Annotated in this window: 13 protein-coding genes; 7 read left to right on the forward strand and 6 right to left on the reverse strand. The window is 71.2% G+C overall.

Annotated elements, in window-relative coordinates; genetic code table 11:
* Positions 1–3: 3 nt before the first annotated feature.
* The 3 genes from BWR60_RS12955 to BWR60_RS12965 are packed head-to-tail and all read right to left on the reverse strand — an operon-like array spanning position 4 to position 5065.
* On the reverse strand, positions 4–1794 hold the full coding sequence (locus tag BWR60_RS12955) for a thiamine pyrophosphate-binding protein (protein WP_088151444.1): 1791 nt from the start codon (positions 1792–1794) through the stop codon (positions 4–6).
* A 38-nt stretch (positions 1795–1832) separates the two neighbouring features.
* Entirely contained in the window at positions 1833–3440 is a 1608-nt protein-coding gene (locus BWR60_RS12960; protein ID WP_088151445.1) for a flavin monoamine oxidase family protein, read from the reverse strand.
* Between the two features lie 50 nt (positions 3441–3490).
* Positions 3491–5065 (reverse strand): flavin monoamine oxidase family protein, encoded by a 1575-nt coding sequence (locus BWR60_RS12965; protein ID WP_088151446.1) that lies wholly within the window; start codon positions 5063–5065, stop codon positions 3491–3493.
* A gap of 249 nt (positions 5066–5314) precedes the next feature.
* Between BWR60_RS12965 and BWR60_RS12970 the strand changes: the two genes are divergently transcribed.
* Complete coding sequence (locus BWR60_RS12970; protein ID WP_088151447.1) at positions 5315–6067, forward strand: response regulator; 753 nt, start codon at positions 5315–5317, stop codon at positions 6065–6067.
* On the opposite strand, the gene BWR60_RS12975 is transcribed toward BWR60_RS12970, so the two are convergent.
* The gene (locus BWR60_RS12975; RefSeq protein ID WP_179221745.1) at positions 6031–12081 is read right to left on the reverse strand and encodes an AAA family ATPase; all 6051 of its coding nucleotides are present in this window, start codon (positions 12079–12081) and stop codon (positions 6031–6033) included. The two genes, BWR60_RS12970 and BWR60_RS12975, sit on opposite strands and share 37 nt — an antisense overlap.
* Positions 12082–12417: 336 nt before the next feature.
* Between BWR60_RS12975 and BWR60_RS12980 the strand changes: the two genes are divergently transcribed.
* A complete protein-coding gene (locus BWR60_RS12980) occupies positions 12418–12600 on the forward strand; it encodes a hypothetical protein (protein ID WP_088151449.1) in 183 nt (60 codons plus the stop codon).
* 24 nt (positions 12601–12624) lie between these two features.
* Here BWR60_RS12980 and BWR60_RS12985 read toward each other — a convergent pair whose 3' ends face one another.
* Complete coding sequence (locus BWR60_RS12985) at positions 12625–13527, reverse strand: LysR family transcriptional regulator (protein ID WP_088151450.1); 903 nt, start codon at positions 13525–13527, stop codon at positions 12625–12627.
* A 250-nt stretch (positions 13528–13777) separates the two neighbouring features.
* Between BWR60_RS12985 and BWR60_RS12990 the strand changes: the two genes are divergently transcribed.
* Genes BWR60_RS12990 through BWR60_RS13005 form a run of 4 tightly spaced genes read left to right on the forward strand, consistent with a single transcriptional unit; the run spans position 13778 to position 20412 of the window.
* Positions 13778–15097 carry an NAD(P)/FAD-dependent oxidoreductase gene (locus tag BWR60_RS12990; RefSeq protein WP_088151451.1) on the forward strand — a complete coding sequence of 440 codons (1320 nt, stop codon included), beginning with the start codon at positions 13778–13780 and terminating at the stop codon, positions 15095–15097.
* A gap of 48 nt (positions 15098–15145) precedes the next feature.
* On the forward strand, positions 15146–17197 hold the full coding sequence (locus BWR60_RS12995) for a hydantoinase/oxoprolinase family protein (protein WP_088151452.1): 2052 nt from the start codon (positions 15146–15148) through the stop codon (positions 17195–17197).
* Positions 17194–18849: a hydantoinase B/oxoprolinase family protein gene (locus BWR60_RS13000; protein ID WP_088151453.1), complete on the forward strand. Its 1656-nt coding sequence runs from the start codon at positions 17194–17196 to the stop codon at positions 18847–18849. The genes BWR60_RS12995 and BWR60_RS13000 overlap by 4 nt, the downstream gene beginning before the upstream one ends.
* A gap of 30 nt (positions 18850–18879) precedes the next feature.
* Positions 18880–20412, forward strand: coding sequence for an ABC transporter substrate-binding protein (locus BWR60_RS13005; RefSeq protein WP_088151454.1), 1533 nt, complete (start codon positions 18880–18882; stop codon positions 20410–20412).
* 45 nt (positions 20413–20457) lie between these two features.
* Here BWR60_RS13005 and BWR60_RS13010 read toward each other — a convergent pair whose 3' ends face one another.
* Positions 20458–21291 carry a 3-keto-5-aminohexanoate cleavage protein gene (locus tag BWR60_RS13010; RefSeq protein ID WP_088151455.1) on the reverse strand — a complete coding sequence of 278 codons (834 nt, stop codon included), beginning with the start codon at positions 21289–21291 and terminating at the stop codon, positions 20458–20460.
* Positions 21292–21360: 69 nt separating this feature from the next.
* On the opposite strand from BWR60_RS13010, the gene BWR60_RS13015 reads away from it, so the two are divergent.
* Positions 21361–22776: an amidase gene (locus tag BWR60_RS13015; protein ID WP_179221746.1), complete on the forward strand. Its 1416-nt coding sequence runs from the start codon at positions 21361–21363 to the stop codon at positions 22774–22776.
* Positions 22777–22786: the final 10 nt, after the last annotated feature.

Genomic DNA, 22786 nt, shown 5'->3' on the forward strand with positions numbered 1-22786 from the left:
CGTTCAGGCCTGGGGCGGGGTGCGGTAGTAGGGCGGCACCTCCGACCGGTCGATCTCGAGCACGATCACCTGCGGCCGCCGGTACGCCTCGGCCTGGCTGATCGCCTTGGTCAGCGCGGCCCGCAGCCCCTGCGGGTCCTGCACGGTGTAGGTGGTCGCGCCCAGCCCGGTGGCGAAGGCGACCAGATCCGGGGCACCGAGCTTGTAATAGTCGGTCCAGGATGGCACCGGCGGCGTCGGGAAGAAATGCGCGTTGCCCTGGCTGACCATGGCCAGGTCGTTGTTGTCCATGACGATCCAGATCGCGCCGATGCCGTAGCGCGCGGCGGTCGACACCTCGCTGCCATGCATCAGGAAGGCGCCGTCGCCGGTGATGGCGATGCAGGCCCGGTCCGGCGCGCCGAGCTTGCCGCCGACCACGGCGCAGGTGCCGAAGCCGAGCGGGCCGGTGTCGAGCGACAGGTGCAGCTGGGTCGGCGGGTCGATCGCCAGGTCGTTCAGGGTCCAGCCGACGCAGTTGGCGCAGTCGATGAAGATGTGGCTGCCCTTCGGCACCACCTCGTTGATCACCCGCATCGCCGATTGCGGCAGGATCGGGGTGGCCTGGGACTCGCGCTTTTCCGGGTCATACCACGGCGCGTGGTTGTCGCGGATCCAGCTGACATACTTCTTCCGCTCGGCCACCGCCGCCTCGTCCGGCTGGCGCAGCGCCGCCAGCGCGCACAGGTCGTCGATGAACTGGCCGAGCTCGCAGACGATGCCGAGCTCGATCGGATAGGCGCGGCCGATCACCGACTGGTCGGCATCGACCTGGATGAAGGGTCCGTTCGGCAGCAGGGCGGTGTTCCAGTTGCTGGTGGCCAGGTTGCCCAGCACCGACCCCATCACCATCAGCGCGTCATAGGCCGGGCCGCCGCCGGCGGCGGCGATGTACAGGCTGGGCCAGATGCAGCCGGCCATGCCGTAGTTGCGCAGCGACAGCGGATGGTTTTCCGGGAACAGCGCCTTGCCGTCGGGCGAGGTCATCACCGGGATGCCGAAGCGCTCGACGAAGGCGGTGAACTTCTCCAGGCGCTCACCCTGCAAGGCGAAGCGGTTGCCGTTGCCCAGCATGATCAGCGGCCGCTTCGCCGCCAGCAGCCGGTCCAGCGCCTGGTTGGTGCGGGCGATGTCGGCGGCCTTCGGCACGGTGCGGTAATGCTCCCAGCTGGTCGGGAACGGCACGGGCTTGCTGGGCGGCTCGTTCGAGACGTCGACCGGCAGGCTGATATGGGTGGCGCGGAACGGGATCGACAGCGCGTCGCGCAGCGCCTGGGTGAACAGGGTGCCGAAATCGTCCGGGCTTGCGATCATGGCGCTGTACTGCACCGAGGCCTGGTAGACGGCGTCGACATTGAGCGTGCCGTCGATGCCCTGCTGCAGATAGCCCTTGCCGAAATAGTTCTCGGCCACCTCGCCGGTGATGGTCAGGACGGCGGAATGGTCGGCCTGGGCGTTCATCGCCCCGGTCAGGGCGTTGACCGCGCCGGGGCCGGTGGTGGCCAGGACCACGCCCAGCCCCCCGGTCACCCGGTGCAGCCCGTCCGCCATGTAGGCGGCGCCGGTCTCATGCCGGCAGACGATGTAGGTGAACTCCTCCTCGCGCAGCCGCAGCTCGTTGAGAAGGTACATGATGCCGCCGCCGGGGATGCCGAACAGGTAGCGGACATTCTCCAGCTTCAGGTAGTCCAGCAGCAGCTGCGACACCGTCCGGTCGGTCACTGTGCGGTAGTAGGTCGTGCTCTGCTGCAGCATGCTCGGGGTCTCTCGGCGGCGGGCGGTGGGGGAGGCGTTCAGGCGGCGGAGGCCAGGCTGTCATCCGGGGCGGCCAGGCCGAAATGCGCGGTCAGCATCATCTCGGCGGTCTGCAGCGCGCCCTCGACCCAGCCCTGATAGGTCGAATAGGATTCGCCGCAGATATAGACCTCCTCATCGGCCACCGGCTTGACGATGCGCGGCATCACCGCCGCGGTGTCGACGCCGATGTTCCAGGAATGCCAGCCGCCGCCATAGGGGTCGTCGCCCCAGTCGCGGAAGGCGGCGACATAGGGCTCGGGCGCGTCCGCCACCCCGTGCACCTCCATCAGCTGGCGGTGCGCCTCGGCCACCATCAGAGCGCTGACATCGTAGATATCGGGCAGCCGCGGCAGGCCGGCGACGAAGGGGTTGGCCTTGCCTTCGAAACGGGGACCGCTGTCGCGCACCCCCTCCCAATAATCGACCGAGATGCCGTCGGTATAGGCCGCGACCAGCAGCGAGTTGGTGTTGCGCGGGTCGCCGCCGGGCATCTCGCCCTCGGTCTCGAAATAGTAGATCTGGCGCAGCGGCAGGTCGGTGACGGAATCGCCGGATGTCAGGCCCAGCTTGTGCCACCAGGGCTCGGGGTAGCCCAGAGCGAATTTGTACAGCGCCTGGCCGGTGACGGTGGCCAGCAGCTCGGCCACGCCCGGCCTGGCGAAGAACTCGCTCGGGCCGGCGCGGTCCAGCGGATGCTCGGCGACGCGGTCCAGCGACCGGCGCGGCATCGCCAGGATCAGGCGGCGGGCCAGCAGCACATGGTCATGGCCCAGGCCGTGATCATGGATGGTCAGGGCGTACAGCCCGTCCTCGCGCCGGCTGAAGGCGATCAGCTCGCGCAGCAGGTGGACGCGGCCGCCGGCGGCCTCGAACTCGTCGCACAGGCGGCGGGGCAGGGCCTCGTAGCCCTCCGGCAGGTGGACATAGGGCGTCTGCGTCGCCGGGATCGACCAGTCTTCCATGTACCAGGGGATGGCCTCGGCGGCGTTCCAGTTGGTCAGCACCGTGTTGAAGCCGCCGCCGGCCAAAGCGAGGTTGTAGGCCTCGACGCTCAGCAGGTTCAGCAGCACCTGCCAGAAGCCGTGATTGCGCAGCGGGAAGCCGTTCAGCGTGGCCTTGGCGCAGGCGGCGCGCAGCTCCTCGCTGCTCATCTTGGTGGCGCCGGGGATGATCGTCTCGATCGCCTGCACCACCAGCGCCGAAGGCGACTGGCCCTTCTCCTGCTCGGTCAGCCAGTACGGCACCTCCTCGGGCTTGGAGTAGTCGCCGACCGGGAAGCGGTGGGCGCGCAGATAGGCCAGGTTCTCCGGGCCGCCCATCGGGAACTTGACGGTCTGGAAGCCCAGCTTCTGCACCAGCCCCATGACCAGCAGCTGCGAGGTCATGATCCGCATGCCGCCCAGCTCGGCCGGCACATGCGGCATGCCGGGCAGGCGCACGGTGTCGAGGCGGCCGCCGATCCGCTCGCTCATCTCGAACAGGTGGATGCCGGCCGCCGGTATCTTCGAATCCGGCGCGGTGGCCAGCCGCCAGGCGCTGTACACGCCGCCCATGCCGCCGCCGATGATGGCACAGTCGATGACGCCCTCGGGTTCCGCACCCATGATCGTCCCTCCGTCTGCAAGGATGGTTGCCCGGCCGTGTTGCGGCCGCGTCAGATGCTCACGATCTGGTCGACCGCCTCGAGCGAGGCGATCAGCGATCCCTGGATCCAGGCCTGGTCCAGCGAGCAGTGCTCGCCGGCGAAGAAGACCCGGCCCTCCGGCTTCTTGCCGTCGAGGAAGATGGTGCCGAGCTGGCCCGGCAGCAGGAAGGCGAAGGCCCCCGCCGACCATTTGTGCGACTGCCAGCAGATCGACGCGGAATCGACCACCAGATTGTCGTCCAGGATCTCCGGGTGGAAGCGGGCGATGCCGCGGCGCACGGCCTCGACCTGCGCCGCCGGCTCCATCAGCCCCAGGCGCAGCGCGTCCGACCCCCAGCAATAGGCGCCGAGCAGCGCGCCCGGCATCGAGGCATCGGCGTCTGGCGCCGGGCCGGTGCGCTCGTCATGCGCCGGGCCGGTGTGCGGGTTCGACCAGGGCCGCGGCGGCAGCGGGCCGCGCTCGACCTTCAGATGGTCCATCGGATAGTAGGTCTGGCGCTGCAGCCCGTCGGAGATCGAGCCGCCGCCATAGATGCCGTAGCGGGACTCCCAGAAGCGCTCGCGGCAGTCGAGGATGACCTTGCTCGACGCGGCATAGGCCATCTGGCTGATCGACAGGCGCTTGGCATAGCTGAAGCCGTCCAGCGCCATCCGGCGCATGACGCCGAAGGGCAGGGTGCACAGCACGTAATCGGCGGTCAGCGTCTGCGGCCCCTCCGGCCCGGCATAGCCGATCTCGACGCTGGTCTCGGAGGTCAAGCGGATGCGGGTGACCTCGTGCTGCAGCAGCACGGTGCCCGGCTTCAGCATCCCCGCCAGCGTGTCGGGCAGCTGGCTCATGCCGCCCTGCAGCGTGGTCAGGTTGTTGCCGGTGCCGACGATCGTGTCGCGGATGAACATCGTCACCGCCTTCTCGAACCAGACGGCGAGGCTGGTATAGGCGCCGACCAGCTGCTTGACCTGCTGCGGCAGCACCGTGTCGAGGAAGGCGCCCAGCGACAGGCTGTCGAGATAGCGCAGCCGGTCGGTGGTCATCTCGCCCTTGAACAGGCTGTCCAGCTCGAACGGGGTCAGCGGCGCGATGGCGTTCTCCAGCACCCAGCCGAAGATGGCGCCGCCGGGGTCCTGCGGATAGGCGCCGTCGGGGGTAGGGGGCGTCTCCGGCAGGCCGTAGCGCGGATAGATCCGGCTACGGCTCTCGCTCATCCGGCAGACCACCTCGTGGATGTCGAGGAAGTTCTGGTCGACGCTGTTGACGAACGGGATCAGCTTCCCCGCCAGCCCGGCCTGGTCGATGTAATGGTGGGTGTAGTCATGCGTGGCGGGGACCCGCATCGCCCCCAGCTCGTTGTAGCTGCCGTCCTGGAAATGGTGGGTCAGGATGCGGCCGCCGATGCGCTCGCTGCCCTCGAGGATGGTGACGCCGTGGCCGAGCTGCTGCAGCTCATAGGCCGCCACCAGGCCGGCGATGCCGGCGCCGAGGATCACCACCTGCTTGGCGCCGTGCCCGGCATTGTCGCGGCGGATCCGCTGCAGCATCTCGCCGATCGGCACATGCGGGTAGGTCGCCTGCTGCTCGGACATGTTCGCCTCCTCGCCGGTCGTATGGGCTGGATCGGATCCGCCCCGTTCAAAAGGATTTTAGGAAAAACTATCGAATCCTGGTCCGACCCATGGCTGTTTCCTGCCACGATGACACCCCGGATGCCGAATCCTCTCACTTCGTGTAGCATCTTGTGCGGCGCGGGATGTAAACCAGATTTGAACGGCCGTTCGCATTCATCCGGGTGGCGCCTCGACAAGGAACGGCCATGGGGCAGGGCAGGGTTGTTGATGAGCATTCGGACGACGGACGGGCCGGGCGGCGTCGGCAGACGCGATCGCCTGATCGTGGTGGAGGACGATCCGGTCACGCGCTCGATGATCGCGCGCTACTTCGCCGATGAGGGGTTCGATGTCGAGGAGGCCGCGACCGGCGCCGAATGCCGCCGCGCCCTGAAGCGGGCCCCGGCCGACCTGCTGTTCATCGACATCCAGCTGCCGGACGGCGACGGCTTCGATCTGGCCCGCGAGATCCGGTCGGCCAGCGCAGTCGGCATCATCTTCGTCACCCAGAAGGACAGCGAGGTCGACCGCATCGTCGGGCTCGAGCTGGCCGGCGACGACTACGTCACCAAGCCGGTGAAGCTGCGCGAGCTGCTGGCCCGGTCCCGGGCGCTGCTCCGCCGCCGCGGGCTGGAGCGCGACGCCGCCCGCCACAGCAACACCGTGATCACCTTCGAATCCTGGCTGCTGGACCAGACGCGGCGCGAGCTGACCACCCGGGACGGCACGCCGGTGCGCGTGACCCGGGGCGAGTTCGACCTGCTGGCGGCGCTGGTCCAGGCCAATGGCCGGCCGCTCAGCCGCGACTATCTGGTCGAGGTGGTCAGCAACCGCGACACCGAGGTCGGCGACCGCACGGTCGACGCGCTGGTCGCCCGGCTGCGCCGCAAGCTGCAGGCCCCCGCCGGCGGGCCGCCGGTGATCGTGACCGTGACCGGCGTCGGCTACAAGCTGGGCGTCCGCACCGACGCGCGCGGCTGAGCCGCCGGCCGCCGGATCTCCGCCATCAGGGCGTCGATCGAGCCCCGGCGCAGCGGCGCCAGCTCGGTCGCCATCTCCGCCAGCCGGTCGATCGGCATGTCGCCATTCGCGCCGGCCTCGATCGCGCTGGCCTGCCGGGCCAGGCGGATCAGGCCCAGCGCGCCGGCGGAGCTGCTGAGGCGATGGGCCAGCCGCGCCATGTCGCGGCGATCGCCGGTCCCGGCCGCCGCGTCGATCGCGCGGACCAGCGGCCGCGACACCCGCTGGAACATCAGCGCCAGCCGCGCCAGCTCGCCGGTGCCGAGGATCTCCTGGCGCTCGGTGAAGAATTCCTCGTCCACCAGGGCCGCCGGGTCGGCCGACGGCGCCGGCGGCTCGACCGGCGATCGGGCTTCCGAGATCGCGGCCAGCATGCGCTGCAGCACCGCCAGCTGCAGCGGCTTGCCCAGGATCCGCTCGATGCCCGCCAGGGCGCAGCGCTGCCGGCTGCCGTCGGTCAGGTCCGCGGTCAGCGCCAGGATCTGGGGCGGCTCGCGGTCGCCCGGCAGCGCCCGGATCCGCCGTGTCGCCTCCAGCCCGTCCATGCCGGGCATGTGCAGGTCCATCATGACGACATCGAAGCCACCGGCCGCCGCCGCCTCGATCGCCGCCTGGCCGCTGTCGGCCAGGATCACGCGATGGCCCAGCCGGCCCAGCAGCCCGGCGGCCACGGCGCGGTTGATCGGGTCGTCATCGACGACCAGGACCGACAGCACGGGCCCTGCCGCGACCGGCGCGGCCGCCTGCGGCTGCGCCGTGCCCGGCATCACCGGTACGGCCAGGCGGAAGGTGCTGCCGGCGCCCGGCGTGCTGTCCACCGTCAGGGTGCCGCCCAGCAGGTCGATGATCCGACGGCAGATCGCCAGCCCCAGCCCGGTGCCGCCGTAGCGGCGCGCGATCGAGGAATCGGCCTGGATGAAGTCGCCGAAGATCCGCTCATGCATCTCGGGCGCGATGCCGATGCCGCTGTCCGCCACCGCCATGCGCAGGGTCGATCGCGGCATCGCCCCGGCCATCGGCTCCAGCCCGACGGTCACTGTGATGCCGCCGTCGGCGGTGAACTTGACGGCGTTGCTCAGCAGGTTGATCAGCACGCGGCCGAGCCGGCGCGGGTCGCTGTGCAGGATCGCCTCCGGCGGCGCGTCGATCGACAGGGTCAGCGACAGCCCCTTCGCCGCGACCTGCGGGCGGATCAGCTCGACCGCGTCGGCGACCAGCCGGCGCAGATCGAAATCGTGCAGGTCCAGCGATTCCTGGCTGTTCTCGAGCCGGGCGTAGTCGAGGATGCCGTCGATCAGGTCCAGCAGCGACCGGCCCGATTCCTCGGCGATCTCCAGATAGCGGCGCTGCTCCTCGGGCAAGGGGTCGCGGTCAAGGATCTGCAGCATTCCCAGCACGCCGTTCATCGGCGTCCGGATCTCGTGGCTGACGACCGCAAGGAATCGCGATTTCGCCTCGTTGGCGATCTCGGCGGCGCGGCGGGCCCGCCGCGCCTCGCGCTCCTTGGCCACGGCGCGCTTGCGGGCGGTGTCGAGCTCCGCCGTGCGCTCGCTCACCTTCTGCTCGAGTCCTTCATTGGCCAGCAGCAGATCGGTGCGCGCGCCGTCCAGCGCCGTGAACAGCCGGGCATTCGCCAGGGCGATCGCCGCCTGCGCCGCCAGGACCTGAACCACCTCGAGCCGGCGCGGGCTGAAGACGCCGGCGGCCAGGTTGTTCTCGAGATAGATCAGGCCGTCGACCTGGCCGCGCTCGTCCAGCGGCGCGCACAGGATCGATGCCACGCGATGGGTGCGGATATAGGGATCGCGCAAGAACTCGGGTGAATGCTGGGCATTGTCCAGCACCAGCGCCTCGCGGGTGCGCAGCACGTAGGACAGCACCGACTGGGGCACGGCATCGCTGTCCTCCAGCCGGCCCGATCCGTCGCCGTTGAGCAGCGAGACCTCACGGTTCCGCCCGACCGCCTCGACATGCAGCCCGTCGTCGCGCCGCAGCACCAGGACGCCGTAGGAGGCGCCGGCGCTGTCCTGGATCGCGCCGAGGACCCGCTGCACCAGCTGGCGCAGCTCGATCTCGCCGGAGATCGAATGGGCGGCGCGCAGCACGGCCCGGAAGTCGATGTCGTCCTCGCCGGTCGAGCTGCCGGATTCGCGTAGCGAGGCGCGTCCCGGGCGCGACCGCACCGCCAGGCGCGGGAACTCCTCCTCCAGCGCCGCGACCTTGGCGGCCGCCCCCCAATAGCCGTACAGCGTCGCCGCCTCGCGCAGATGGGCCATGCCGGACACCTCGTTGCCCAGGCCCAGGCAGAAGCGTCCGGCCTGTTCGTTGGCCAGCGCGGCGTGGTGGGTCAGCTTGCTGGCCTCGGCCCGGCGGATGGCGTCGCCATAGAGGCGCAACGCGTCGCCGGCCCGGCCCTCGACGCGCGCCAGCTCCGCCTCGACCAGCTGGTGCAGGGCGCCGAAATTGTGCGGGTTCTGCTCGCTCCAGCCGCGCAGCCGGTCGCGCAACGCCGCGAAGCCCTCATCCCGGCCACTATCCTGTGCCACCGTCGCCAGCAGCAGGAAGGCGACGCCGTCGGCCTCGACCGCCACGCCGGCGACCGCGGGCAGGCTGGCCGCCGTCGGGCCGACGAGCTGCCGGACCAGGTCGGCATCGCGGAACAGCAGGGCCAGCTGCAGCCGGCGGATCAGGTAGTTGCCGCGGGCGACGAGGTCCATCGCATCCAGCCAGGCCTCCTCTTCCGCATCGCTGCGCACCCGGTCGCGGGCCAGGCTGGTCGATGCCGCCGACGTACCCATCAGCGCCGCGGCGAAATCGATCTGCATCCGGCAATGCTCGGCCGCCGTCCGGTTCTTCTCACCGATCAGCCGCAGATGCTCCTCGCCGATGCGGGCGACCTCGGCCAGCCCGCCGCCGCTGCCCAGCAGGTGGATGACATAGGCGGCGGCGTGATAGGCGCCGAACTGGATGTCGCCCATCTCGAAGCCGGCGCGGATGCCGTCGAGGTTGAGCTGCAGCGCGCCGTCCAGCGGGTGCAGCCAGTGCCGCAGGAAATAGGTGTAGACGAAGGTCGTGCTGGCCGTCAGCGGGTGGCCGAGCTTGGCATCCAGGGCGACGGCGGTGCGGGCGAAGGCGTCCGCCGTGACGCTGTCACCGGTCATCCCCCGCAGGGTCAGAGCCAGGGTGACGATGATCCCGGGCGCCAGCGTGTCGCCGCCATGCTGCAGCATCAGATTGGCGTTGCGCAGCGCCATCAGCGCGAACAGCGCCGGCTGCAGCGTGTTGTGCGCGTCCGGCGCCAGGCGGAACAGGATCTGCATCGCCGCCGCCAGGCGCCGGTCCTGCAGGGGCGGCAGGTCCAGCAGCATTTCGGCCGGGCGCCCGGCCATCAGCCGCTGGAATTCGGCGAATTCGGCGCCGACGGCCTCCCCCTGGCACTCCGCCGTCTCCGGCAGATCGATCCCGACCAGCCGCAGCGCCCGGCGGCCGACCTCGATCGCCTCGTTCTCCATCAGCCGGGCGTCGAGCGACACCAGCTGCAGCATGGCCAGCTGAAGCCGGTGCTCGTCGTCCCTGAGCCGCGCGGCCAGTCCCTCGACCTCGCGATCGAAGGCGGCGTGGTCCTGGGTCAGCATCCGGCATTCGGCCAGCAGCAGCGCCGCCTCGGCCATGTCGGCGTAGCGGGTGTCCCAATGGCCGGGATCGGTCAGGCCCAGCCCGGTCTCGGCATAGTCGCGCGCCGGCCCGAAGGCGGCGGCGGCGCGCGCCTGCCGGGCGGCGATCAGGTTGATCTCGGCGCAGCGCGACCGCAACTCCGGATCGTCCTCCAGGGATCCCGCGGCGTTCAGGTGGCGGGCGATGGCGAAGGCGGCGCCCGGCAGCTCATCGGGCGCCGTCCGCTCCAGCAGCAGCCATGCGATGCGGCGGTGCAGCCCGGCGGGATCGTCGGCGAGACGATAGGCCGCCTCGCGGATCCGGTCGTGGGCGAAGGCGAAGCCGCCCTCGCGCGCCGTCATCAGCCCCTCCGCCACGGCGCCGTCGAGAATGGCGCGCAGCGGCGGTCCGTCGAAGCCGAGGACGGCGCCCAGCACATCGGCATCGACCTGCATGCCGAGGCAGGCGCTGGTGGTCACCACGCGCCGCAGCCCCTCCGGCAGATGGCCGATGCGGTCGGCCAGGAAGCCGACCACGTTGTCGGTGGCCTGCACCGCCGCGATCCGGCCCAGGTCCCAGCGGCCGGTCGGGCCGATCGCCCCGGTCTCGCGCAGATGGTCCAGCAGCTGCCGCGCGAACAGCGGGTTGCCCAGCGTCTTGGCATGCACCAGGGCGGCCGCGGCGGCCATGTCGCCGGGCTCTCCGCGATAGGCCGTGGCCAGCATCGCCTCGATGTCCTCCGGCGCCAGCGGCTGCAGGTCGATGCGGAGCACCCCGCCGAGCTGCGCGTCGAGCGCGCGGAGCGTGTCGTGCAGCGCCTGCCCGGGATCGGCCTCCCCGTCGCGGCAGGTGCCGATCAGCAGCAGCCCGCCGGACGGCACGGCGCGGCAGATCGGGCCCAGCAGCTCCAGGCTCGCGACGTCGGCCCATTGCAGATCGTCGACCAGCAGCACCAGCGGGTGGTCGGGCGTGGCGAAGACGGCGACCAGATCCTGCACCGCCTGCGTCAGCCGGTTGCCGGCCTCGGCCGGGGCCAGCGGGGCGGCCGGCGGCTGCGGGCCGATCAGCCGGTCGAGGCCCGGCACCAGCTCGGCCAGCGCGCCGGCGCTGCGGCCCAGCCGGTCCAGCAGGGCCGTGCGCCAGGCGGCGACCATGGCATCGGGCTCGGTCAGCACGCTGCGGACCAGCCCGGCGAAGGCCTGGGTCAGGCCGAGATAGGGCACGTCGCGCTGCTGCTGCTCGAACTTGCCGGCGGCGAAGTGGCCGCCGGCCTGGGCCACGCGATCGCGGATCCCGGCGGCCAGCGCGGTCTTGCCGATGCCGGGCGCACCCGTGACCAGCACGGCGCCGCTGCGGCCGTCCCGTGCCACGTCGAACGCCTCCTCCAGGATGGAGAGCGGGGCCGCCCGGCCGTACAGGATCGAATCGCCGAAGGCATCGCCGTCGTCGCCGGCCGTGAGGGCGAAGGCGGCGATGCGCCCGCCCCCCGCGCCCGTGGGCTCGAAGCCGGCGCGGCAGCGCCCCAGATCCTCCGCGAGGTCGGCGGCATTGCGGTAGCGCGCCGTCGCGTCCTTCATCAGCAGCGCTGCGACGATCTCGCCCAGCACCGGGGGGAAGCCGGGCAGCAGCTCGTCCAGCGGCACGGGGCGCAGGGCCAGATGGGCGTGCAGGAGGTCGAGCCGCTCCTCGCCCAGGAAGGGCGGCCGGTCCGCGAACAGCTGGTACAGGATGGCGCCGAGCGAATAGAGATCGGCGCGATGATCGACCGGCCGGTTCATCCGGCCTGTGCGCTCCGGGGCGACGGCGGTCAGGTCCAGCACGGTCGGCAGGGCCTCGGCCGGGGCGGACTCGCCGCGGCCCAGCGCCAGGGCTCCACCGAAATCGATGTAGTTGATCCGGCCGTCCTTCGGGTTGAGGACGATGTTGTGGGTGGACAGGTCGCCATGCAGGACGCCGCGCTCATGCACATGCGCCAGGCCGCGCGCCAGGGCCTCGGCGACCGCGATCCGGCCGGCCAGATCCGGCGGGGCGGTGGCGATCCACTCGGACAGGGTGATCCCGCCGATATCCTCGAGCACCAGGGCCGGCCCGTCCGGCCCGTCGGGCCAGACCCCGACCGGCCGGACCACGAGGGTGGAGTCGAAGCGCGACAGGATATCGTGCTCATGGCGCAGCCGGTCGACCAGGCCGACCGCCGTCTCCCCCATCATCTCCTTCAGGACGACGGGGCGGCCGTCCTCGAGGACGGCGCGGATCACGGTGGTCGTGGAGGTGCGGTGAATGACCTCGCGGCGGCGAAGGCGATATGGCTCGTCCGGCACGGCTGCATCTCCCCGGGGCAGGCCCGGCGCTGTCCCTCGGCCACCCCTATAGCAGCTAGCCCCGGCAACGTCCCACGGTCCGTGGCCCCCGACGCCGGGCCGCTGTGAACGGCCGTTCATCGCCCGTCGCAACTTTGTGACGATAGGAATGTTATTTATTCACCTGTTCGGTCATTCAAGAATGACTCCTGTTCCCCGAAGCGTTCCATCTGGACATGGCTGCACGCCGGCGCTTCCCGGTGCCGGTCCGCGACCCGGCGCGCGTCGCATTTCGCTGGAGGCTCCGCGGCATCGGTGCCAATCTGGTGGCATAGTCCACCGTATTTCGATGACGCCATGAACCCGCCGCGGCCTCCGGCCAACGACAATCCCCATCCCGAAGATCTCTGCCGGCTGCGGACGAGCGAAGTGAAGCGCCGGTTCGTCGCGAAGATCGCCTGCGCCGCGCGCGAAGGGCAGCCGCCGCTGCGCTTCGAGCCCGTGCCTGCGTCGGACTGGTACGCCCTGCAGCGGGACTAGGCAGGCCGGGACGTCCGGCCGCGGCTACAGTGGCGGCGTGGCCAGCGCGTCCTGCAGCGCCGTGAGAAAGGCCTGCGCGGCGAGCGACAGCGGCCGTCGCTGCGATACGATCATGCCGATCGAGACCGGGATGCGTGGCTCGAAGGGCCGCACCGCGATGCCGGGCGCCGCCGCCGCGTCCCAGACCGAATACTCGTCGACCAGGGCCAGGCCGCGGCCGCGCTCGACCAGCTTGCGCACCACATGGCTGTGATTGGCCGAGAGCGGGTTGCGGACCTGCACGCCCTCATCGGCCAGCGTCTTGGCGATCGCGGCGCCGAAGGGCAGCGTCCTGGGATAGGTGATCAGCGGCATCCCCGCTAGGTCCGCGGCCCTGATCCCGGGCCGGCGGGCCAGCGGATGCGCCGCCGGCAGGATGCAGACCATCGACCCGGTGCGCAGCGTCCGCGCCGTCAGGTCCACCTCCTGGCTCGGATGGTGGACCAGGCCGAGATCGTAGTTCCCGCGGCTGACGAAGGAATGGATCTTGTCGGAATCGACGACGTCGATCTGCACGGCGACATCCGGATGGCGGGTGTTGAACGCCTCGGCCACCAGCGGCAGCAGGGCCACGCCGAACGTGGCCAGCGTGGCGACCTGGACGAAGCCGCTCCTCAGCCGCGCCAGGTCGCCCGACAGCGTCTCGATGAAGGCCAACTCCTCCATCAGCCGGGCCGCATGGGCGAACAGGATCTCGGCCTCCGGCGTCGGCTGCAGCCGTCCGCCGTTGCGCTGGAACAGCGAGATGCCGATCGCCCCCTCCAGCTGCTTCAGCGACTTGCTGGCATTCGGCTGGGTCGTGCCCAGGATCTCGGCCGCTTCCGTGACCGAGCCGGTCTTCATGAACACCATCAGCGTCTCGAGGTGCCGGATCTTGATCCTGTGCATGCGCAGCCCCCGTCAGGCGCTCATTCCAATTCGGAATGGAAAGCTCGAATAAATGAATTTTCCATGACGGCGTAGAGCTGCCTAGCATTCCTTTGAAATTCAGGCGCGGGCCGGGAATTCGTGCCGGAAAACGGCACGCTGACGGTCCTGCGGACAGGGAAGGCTTCGGTTCACGACGGCGGGAGACGCGCCATGGCATGGGGTTGCGCGTGCAGAGTATCGGTCGGCCGGACCGCCGGGGCGGGCGCCGATGTCGCCGCCGGTTGATCCGGTCGCCTCCGACCCGGCCCTGCCGGGCAGGGTCGACGTGGTCGTGATCGGCGGCGGGATCATCGGTGCCGCGACCGCGCTGTTCCTGGCCGAGAAGGGGCTGTCGGTCGCGCTCTGCGAGAAGGGCCGCATCGGCGGCGAGCAGTCCAGCCGCAACTGGGGCTGGTGCCGCAAGATGGGCCGCGACCCCTCCGAGCTGCCGCTGGCGATCGAAAGCCTGCGCCTGTGGGAGGGCATGAACGCCAGGACCGAGGCCGAGACCGGCTTCCGCAAGGCCGGGATCTTCTATCTCTGCGAGACGCCGCAGGACATCGCCCAGCACGAGGCGTGGCTGGAGCATGCCCGCGAGTTCCAGCTCGACTCCCGGCTGATCGACGGCGACGAGATCGCCCGGCTTCTGCCCGGCGCCTCGCGGCGCTGGCCGGCCGCCCTCTACACCCCGAGCGACGGCCGGGCCGAGCCGCAGAAGGCCGCTCCCGCCATCGCCGAGGCGGCGCGCCGGCGCGGTGCCGCGGTGCTGACCGGCTGCGCCGTGCGTGGCGTCGAGACCAAGGCCGGCCGGATCGCCGGCGTGGTGACGGAGAAGGGCCCGATCGCCTGCCAGGCCGTTGTGCTGGCCGGCGGCGCCTGGTCACGGCTGTTCTGCGGCAACATGGATCTGGCCTTTCCGCAGCTGAAGATCCTCGGCTGCGTCATGCGCACCGCGCCGCTCGAAGGCGGGCCGGAGGAGGCGGTGGGCGCCGCCAACTTCGCCTTCCGCAAGCGGCTCGACGGCGGCTACACCATCGCCCAGCGCAACGCCAATCTGGCGCCGATCGTGCCGGACAGCTTCCGGCTGCTCTTCGACTTCCTGCCGGCGCTGCGCCAGCAGCGGCACGAGCTGCGGCTGCGCATCGGCCGCCGCTTCATCGAGGAATGGCGCCTGCCGCGCCGCTGGGCGCTGGACCGGGCCACGCCGTTCGAGCAGGTGCGGGTGCTGGACCCGGTGCCCGATGACGGCATCCTCGACGAGGGCCGCGCCAACCTGGTCAAGGCCTTCCCCGCCTTCGAACGCATGGTGGTGCAGCAGCGCTGGGCCGGTCTGGTCGATGTGACGCCCGACGCCGTGCCGGTGATCTCCGCGGTCGACGCCATGCCCGGCTTCTTCATCGCCAGCGGCTTTTCCGGCCACGGCTTCGGCATCGGTCCCGGCGCCGGCCGGCTGATGGCCGACCTGGTGGCCGGCGACACCCCGGTCGTCGACCCGACGCCGTTCCGCTACGCGCGCTTCGCCAAGGCCCCCTCCCGGGCCGCGGCCTAGGCGGCGCGCGATGGTTCTTCGTTTTCCGGTTTCGTGAGGTCACCTCGCATGGCTTGGCGCATTGGCGTGGATTCCGGGGGGACGTTCACCGACGTCTGCCTGTTCGACGATGAGAGCGGGCGGCTCGACGTCTGGAAGGTCTCCTCGACCCCGGACGACCCGTCCCGCGGCATCGTCCAGGGGGTGGAGGAGGGGGCGGCCCGGGTCGGCGCCGCGCCGGGCGAGATCGGCTATTTCGGCCATGGCACCACGGTCGGGACCAACGCCCTGATCCAGCATCGCGGCGTCCGCACCGGCCTCCTGACCACCGACGGCTTCCGCGACCTGCTGGAGATCGGCCGGCAGAAGCGCCCGGACCTCTATGACCTGCAGGCCGACAAGCCGGAGACGCTGGTCAGCCGCGACCTGCGCATCGACATCCCGGAGCGCGTCTGCCACGACGGCTCGGTCGAGGTCCCGGTCGACGAGGCGGCGCTGCGCCGGGCGGCGCGCGAGCTGCGCGCGGCGGGGGTCGAGGCGGTGGCGGTCAGCTTCCTCTACGGCTTCGTCCGCAGCGAGCATGAGGAGACGGCGCTGCGCATCCTGGCCGAGGAGTTCCCGGAGGCCTTCGCCTGCGCCTCCCACGGCGTGGCGCCGGAGTTCCGCGAGTATGAGCGGGTCTCGACCACCGTGGTGAACGCCTATCTCGGCCCGGTGATGCGCGGTTATATCGAGCGGCTGGGACAGCGCCTGTCCGAGATCGGGGTCAAGGCCGCGCCGCGGCTGACCCAGTCCAATGGCGGCGTCATCAGCTTCGAGACCGCGGCGCGGTTGCCGGTGCGCACCGTCCTGTCCGGCCCCAGCACCGGCGTGGTCGCGGCCCAGGCGATCGGGGCGGTCGCCGGCTTCCCCGACCTGATCACCTTCGACATGGGCGGCACCAGCACCGATGTCGCGCTGCTGGCCGGCGGCCAGTGCCGCCTGGCGGGCGAGGCGGTGGTGCACGGCTATCCGATCAAGGCGCCGATGCTGGACATCCACACGGTCGGGGCCGGCGGCGGCTCGATCGCGTATGTCGACAGCGGCGGGCTGCTCAAGGTCGGGCCGCGCAGCGCCGGGGCCTGGCCCGGGCCCGTCTGCTATGGCCATGGCAATGACGAGCCGGCGGTGACCGACGCCAATGTCGTGCTGCAGACGCTGAACCCGGTGTCGCTGCTGGGCGGCCGCATGGCGGTGCGCCGCGACCTGGCCGAGGCCGCGATCGGCCGGCTGGCGCAGCGTCTGGGCCTCGGGCTGATGGAGACGGCGCAGGGCATCCTGACCGTGGTCACCGCCAACATGGCCAAGGCGATCCGCGTCATCAGCGTGCAGCGGGGCCACGACCCGCGCGACTACACGCTGATGGCCTTCGGCGGCGCCGGCCCGCTGCACGCCGCCCGCCTGGCCAAGGAGCTCGACATCAGCCGCATCCTGGTGCCGCAGACGCCGGGCATCCTGTGCGCCATGGGCCTCTTGCTGACCGACCTGCGCGCCGATTTCGCCGCCACCCGCCTGACCACGCTGGAGGCGGCGGCGCTGCCCGCGGTCGAGGCCGCCTTCGACGGGCTGCTGGTCCGGGCCGAGGAGTGGTTCGGGCAGGAAGCGGTGCCGCAGGCCGCCCGGCGCGTCACCCGCACGGTCGACATGCGCTATGCCGGCCAGAACTACGAGCTGCCGGTGGCGCTGCCGGACGGGCCGGTGACCCCGGCGACGCTGGAGGCCCTGGCCGCCGGCTTCGCCCGGGCGCATGAGCGGCAATACGGCTTCGTCGCCGCCGGCGAGCCGGTGCAGCTGGTCACCTTCCGGGTCGAGGCCGCGGGAATCGTCACCAAGGCGAGCTTCCAGCCGCAGCCCGATGCCGGGCCGGAGGCCGGGCACGCCGTCGCCGGTTCGCGCGAGGTCTGGCTGCCGGAGGCGGGGGGCTGGGTGTTCTGCCCGGTCTACGACCGCGCCCAACTCAAGCCCGGCAACCGCATCGCCGGGCCGGCCGTGGTCGAGCAGATGGACAGCACCACCGTCATCCTCCCGGGCATGACGGCCCATGTCGAACCCTACCTGAACCTGGTCCTGGAGGTCCGATGAGCGTCGCCGTCCCCGAGCGCCGCGAGGCCGCGCTCGACCCGATCACGGTCGAGGTCATCGGCAGCGCCTTCGCCTCGATCGCGGAGGAGATGGGGGAGGCGCTGGTCCGGGCCAGCTACTCGACCAACATCAAGGAGCGGCGCGACTGCTCCACCGCGCTGTTCGACCTGGCCGGCAACACGCTGTGCCAGGCCGAGCACATCCCGATGCATCTCGGCAGCTTCATCGGCATCATCCCGCACATCCTGAAGCGCCACCCGCCGGACCGGATGCGGCCGGGCGACGTGTTCATCGGCAATGACGCCTATGAGGGCGGCGGCACGCATCTGCCCGACATCGTGCTGGCCGAGCCGATCTTCGTCGACGGCCGGATGGTGGCCTGGGCGGTCAACACCGCCCACCACGCCGACTTCGCCGATCGCGGCCACGCCCATATCTACCAGGAAGGGATCCGGATCCCGCCGATCCGCCTGTACCGCGCCGGTGAGCTGCAGGCCGATGTGCAGGAGCTGGTGCTGCTGAACTGCCAGGTGCCGCGCGAGCGGCTGTCCGACCTCAGGGCGCAGATGGCAGCCAACCGGCTGGGCGTGCAGCGGATGACGGCGCTGTGCGGCAAATACGGCGTCGACACCGTGCTCGCGGCCGGCGCCGCGCTGCAGGACTATGCCGAGCGCAAGATGCGCGCCGGCATCGCCGCGATCCCGGACGGCACCTACCGCTTCGCCGACCGCTTCGACAATCCGGAACTGGACGGCGAGCTTGACGTCTCGGTCGAGATCACCGTGGCCGGCGAGGAGATGCGGCTGCATTTCGACAGCCCGCCGCAGGTCCGGGGCGGCCTCAACGTCGTCTACACGGCGCTGCTGTCGACGGTCTATTACGCGGTGAAGACGGTGGTCGACCCGACCATCCTGCCCAATGCCGGGCTGGCGCGGCCGCTGACGGTGACGGCGCCGGAGGGCACCGTCCTCAACTGCATCCATCCGGCGGCGGTGAACGGACGGGTGGCGACCTGCCAGCGCATCGCCGACCTGATCCATGGCGCCCTGGCCCAGGCGGTGCCCGAGCGGCTGACCGCGGCCGGCAACGGCTCCTGCGCCTCCGCCACCTTCATGGGGCGCGACCCGAAGACCGGCGGCCTGTGGGTCTATCTCGAGACCATCGGCGGCGGCAGCGGCGCCCGCGCCGGGAAGGACGGGCTGGACGGCGTCCATGTCCACATGACCAACACCTCGAACCTGCCGGCCGAGGCGCTGGAGCTGGAATATCCGCTGACCCTGCTGCGCTACGAGCTGGTCGACGGCTCCGGCGGCGCCGGGACGCAACGCGGCGGCATGGGGCTGCGCCGGGTCTACCGGGCCGAGGCCGACTGCCGTGTGCATATCGACGGCTCGCGCCTGCGCTCCGCCCCCTGGGGGCTGGAGGGCGGGCTGCCGGGCGGCCGCGGCGGCTTCGTCTTCGGCCCCGGCGTCGCCCCGTTCGACCACGGCAATGGCGACCTGAAGCGCGGCGACGTGATCGAGATCGTGACGCCCGGCGCCGGCGGCTACGGCCCGCCGGCCGGGCGGGCAAGCGAGGCGGTCCGCCGCGATGTCGCCGAAGGACGGATCGACCGGGAGACGGCGCGGAGGGTCTACGGCGCCCAGCTTTGAAACCATGACAACAAGCAGGGAGAGGTCATCATGCTGCTGTCCCGTCGCTCATTGCTCGCCACCGGGCTCGCCGCCGGCGCCGTGCTGCCGGTGCTGCGCCTGCCGGCCCGGGCCCAGGCGGCGTCGGAGACGCTGCGCTTCGGCCTCTCCAGCTATCCGCCGAACCTGCAGCCCTGGATCAATTCCGGCGGCGCGGCGGGGTCGGTCTCGGCGCTGCTGCATCGCGGCCTGCTGTCCTACGCCGCCGATGGCAGCCTGCAGGGCGAGCTGGCCGAAAGCTGGCAGCCGGACGGCGACAAGGCCTGGGTGTTCCGCCTGCGCCAGGCCCTCTTCCACAACGGCGACCCGGTCACCGCCGCAGACGTCCAATGGAACATCGAGCAGGTCGCCGGCGAGAAATCGACCGCCTATCTGCGCACCCAGCTGCAGGGGGTGGAGCGGGTCGAGACGCCGGACGATCGCACCGTGCGCCTGGTGATGAAGCAGCCGACCGTCTGCGTGCCGCACTGGTTCGCCAACTACTACATGCCGATCGTGGCCAAGGGGTCGACCGCCGATGACCCGCTGGGCATCGGCGCCGGGCCCTTCGTGCTCCAGGGGCAGGAGCGCGGCGTGTCGCTCGACCTCGTCGCCTTCGACAAGTACTACAAGCCGGGCCTGCCGAAGCTGAAGGCGGTCAAGATCATCGCCTATCCGGACGAGACCCTGCGGGTGGCGGCGCTGCAGGCCGGCGATGTCGATCTGATCGACTATGTCCCGTGGCAGTCGATGCAGTCGATCGAGGCCGACCCGAACCTGAAGCTGGACAACCAGCTTGGCCCCTTCATGTACCTGACCTTCAACGGCCGCAGCGGCCCCTTCGCCGATCCGCGCATCCGCCGGGCGGTGGCGCTCGGCATCAAGCGTGAGGAGATCGTGCAGGCCGCCTTCTTCGGCCGCGGCGCGCCGCTGGAGGGGCTGCCCTTCGCCCCGGAGACGCCGTATTACGACGAAGCGGCGGCGCATGGCTGGCGCTACGACAAGGACAAGGCCAAGGCGCTGCTGGCCGAGGCCGGCGTTGCCGACGGCTTCTCCTGCACCCTGCTGTCGACCGCCCAATACGGCATGCACAAGAACACGGCCGAGGTGGTCCAGCAGAACCTGGCCGAACTCGGCATCCAGGTCGAGCTCAACATGCCGGACTGGCCGACCCGGGTCAGCCTGGGCAATCGCGGCCAGTATGAGTTCGCGGTGATGGGCACGGCGATGGAGAGCCCGGATCCGGAAAGCCTGTCGTCCTTCGTCGATTCCTCGCTGTCGCCGTCCTATATCCGCAGCGCCGGCATCACCGTGCCCGGGCTGAACGAGCTGCTGGCGGCGGGGCGGGGCGAGTTCGACATCGCCAGGCGCAAGGAGATCTATGCGAAGGCGGGCCAGCTGGTGCTGGACCAGGCGCCGATGGTGACGCTGGCCTACCGGGCCCAGGGCTTCGCCATGCGGAAGGCGCTGCAGGGCTTCCGCAACCTGCCGGGGGGCCTCAGCTTCTATTCCCTCAGCACCGCGGATCAGTCGTTCTTCGCCTGAAGGCGGGGCCGCCTGACGTCGGAAACAGCGGCAGCCGGGGCGAGATCACGGCATCCCGAGAATCGCGCGGGCCTGAGGTCCTGAGGCGAGCGGCCGGCCTGCCGCCCCGGCAAGGTCCGCGATAGCGGCGACACGCTCGGCGTTGTCGCGCGCGATCCGGCCGTCCGCGTGCCACAGAGAGTTCTCGAACCCGACGCGGACATGGCCGCCGAGCGCGATGGACCCGGCCAGGGCGGCGGTCTCGCCGCGCCCGAAAGCGCAGACCGACCATACGGCGCTGGCGTCGAGCCGGTGGCGCTGGAGGCCATGCAGGAAGACATCGAGGTCCTCCGCCCGGCTCTCCTGGTCCGGCGCATAGCGGCCGAGGACGAAGAGGAGCCGTGGCCGCGCGACGTCCCCCAGGTCTCCCCGTTCATGCAGCACGGCGAAGCGGTCGAGATCGGCCCCATCATAGAGGATGTGCTGGACGGCGACGCCTTCACCGGCCGCCCAGGAGAAGAAGGCCGATGCCGCCGCGTCCCCGTCGCCGAGAATCTCACGCAGCCCGACCGAAACGGCGGCCGGGCGCAGCGTGCGCACCAGCTCCATCTGCTCCGACGGCGAATAGCGGCCGACCGCCTCCGTGGTGACCTGGACCAGCATCCGGCCGTCCGTGCGGTCCCGGATCGCCGCGATCGCCTCCGCGTAGCGGCCGGCGTCGAGCACATGCGCGCCGGCCTCGTCGCGGACATGGACGTGCATGGCGGCGGCGCCGGCGGCGATGCAGGCCGCGGCGGCGTCGGCCAGTTCCGCGGCCGTCATCGGCAGCGCCGGGTGATCCGCCCTGGTGCGGCGCGCACCGTTCGGCGCGACCATGATGAGCAGGGGATCCGTCGTCATGTCTCACCTCGATCTTTGTCTCGCCGGCGCGCCCAGCCTATGGTCATCGCAAAGGGAGGCCAGGGCATCATGACCGACGCAGCAGAAAAGCCATCGCCATTCGCCACCGCGGCCGAGCTGTCTGCGGCGCTTCGGGGGGGCGGCACCACATCGGCCGCCATCATCCGGCGCGCGCTCGACCGGGCGGCCGCGCATGAGCCGGCGCTGCACGCCTTCGTGGAGATCTTCGGCGAAGCTGCGCTTGCGGCCGCTGAGGCCGCCGATGACCGCAGGTCCAGGGGCGCCCCGCTCGGCCCGCTCGATGGCATTCCCTTCGCAGTGAAGGACCTCTTCCACATCGAGGGCCATCCCACATCGGCCGGATCGAAGGCCCTCGCCGCGGCTCCCGCGGCGGCCACCGCGAATGCCGTGCGGCGCCTGTGCGCGGCGGGGATGATCCCGCTGGGCAAGGTCCACACCGTCGAGTTCGCCTTTGGCGGCTGGGGCACGAACCCGGTCCTGGGGACGCCGCTGAACCCGCGCGACCGGGCTGTCCCACGCGCCCCCGGCGGCTCCTCCAGCGGGTCCGGGGTGGCGGTTGCCGCGGGGCTGGTGCCGGCCGCGCTCGGCACCGACACCGGCGGGTCGGTGCGCAACCCCTCTGCCATGTGCGGCGTCGTCGGGCTGAAGACCTCCGTCGGTCTGATCGGGCGGGGTGGGCTGCTGCCGCTCGCCACCTCCTTCGACAGCGTCGGCCCGCTCACCCGCTCGGTCGAGGACGCGGCGCTGCTGCTGTCCGCCCTGCAGGGCCGGGATCCGGACGACCCTGACACCTTCGGGGTCACGGGGCCGGACCCGTTGCGCCATCTCGGCGATGGCGTCGCCGGCCTGCATCTGCGCGTCCCGTCGGAGCGGGATCTCGGCACGGTCGAGGCCGATGTGCTCCGGCTGTTCCGGGCGGCCGTCCAGCAATTGGCCACCCTCGGCGCCGAGGTCGAGGAGCGGGCGATGCCGCGCCGGCCCGAGGATTACATGGCGACGACCGGCGACATGATGGCGGCGGAGTCCTGGCACCATCTGCGCGAGCATGTGGAGCCCGAGACCAGCATCGTCCATCCGGCGGTCAGGGCGCGGATCCTTCGCGGCCGGACGATCGACGGCGCGCGCTATCAGGAGCTTCTGGTGGCGCGGCGGGCGGCGCAGATCGAGCTGCACCGCTATCTCGACGGCGCCGACGCGCTGCTGACGCCGACGGCGCCGATCTTCGCGCCGCCGCTGGAGGCGATCGACGAGACCCAGACCCCGCTCGGCACCTTCACGCGCATGGTCAATCTGATGGACATGGCGGCGCTGAGCGTGCCGGTCGGCCTCGCCGGCGGCCTGCCCGCGTCGCTGCAGATCGTGGCGCGCCGCTTCGACGACGCCGTCGCGCTTCGGATCGGCCGCGCGCTCGAGGTTGCGCGCGGCGGCCTGTTCGAGCCTCCGGCCGGGTTCGAGGCACCGTAGGCCGCGGGAT

This window comes from Inquilinus limosus (assembly GCF_002195995.1).
Taxonomy (GTDB): domain Bacteria; phylum Pseudomonadota; class Alphaproteobacteria; order DSM-16000; family Inquilinaceae; genus Inquilinus; species Inquilinus limosus_C.

Excerpts from the sequence above, each read along its gene's own strand:
- BWR60_RS12955 (WP_088151444.1), bottom strand. The coding sequence starts at position 1,794 with ATGCTGCAGCAGAGCACGACCTACTACCGCACAGTGACCGACCGGACG.
- BWR60_RS12960 (WP_088151445.1), bottom strand. The coding sequence starts at position 3,440 with ATGGGTGCGGAACCCGAGGGCGTCATCGACTGTGCCATCATCGGCGGC.
- BWR60_RS12965 (WP_088151446.1), bottom strand. The coding sequence starts at position 5,065 with ATGTCCGAGCAGCAGGCGACCTACCCGCATGTGCCGATCGGCGAGATG.
- BWR60_RS12970 (WP_088151447.1), top strand. The coding sequence starts at position 5,315 with ATGAGCATTCGGACGACGGACGGGCCGGGCGGCGTCGGCAGACGCGAT.
- BWR60_RS12980 (WP_088151449.1), top strand. The coding sequence starts at position 12,418 with ATGAACCCGCCGCGGCCTCCGGCCAACGACAATCCCCATCCCGAAGAT.
- BWR60_RS12985 (WP_088151450.1), bottom strand. The coding sequence starts at position 13,527 with ATGCACAGGATCAAGATCCGGCACCTCGAGACGCTGATGGTGTTCATG.
- BWR60_RS12990 (WP_088151451.1), top strand. The coding sequence starts at position 13,778 with ATGTCGCCGCCGGTTGATCCGGTCGCCTCCGACCCGGCCCTGCCGGGC.
- BWR60_RS12995 (WP_088151452.1), top strand. The coding sequence starts at position 15,146 with ATGGCTTGGCGCATTGGCGTGGATTCCGGGGGGACGTTCACCGACGTC.
- BWR60_RS13000 (WP_088151453.1), top strand. The coding sequence starts at position 17,194 with ATGAGCGTCGCCGTCCCCGAGCGCCGCGAGGCCGCGCTCGACCCGATC.
- BWR60_RS13005 (WP_088151454.1), top strand. The coding sequence starts at position 18,880 with ATGCTGCTGTCCCGTCGCTCATTGCTCGCCACCGGGCTCGCCGCCGGC.
- BWR60_RS13010 (WP_088151455.1), bottom strand. The coding sequence starts at position 21,291 with ATGACGACGGATCCCCTGCTCATCATGGTCGCGCCGAACGGTGCGCGC.
- BWR60_RS13015 (WP_179221746.1), top strand. The coding sequence starts at position 21,361 with ATGACCGACGCAGCAGAAAAGCCATCGCCATTCGCCACCGCGGCCGAG.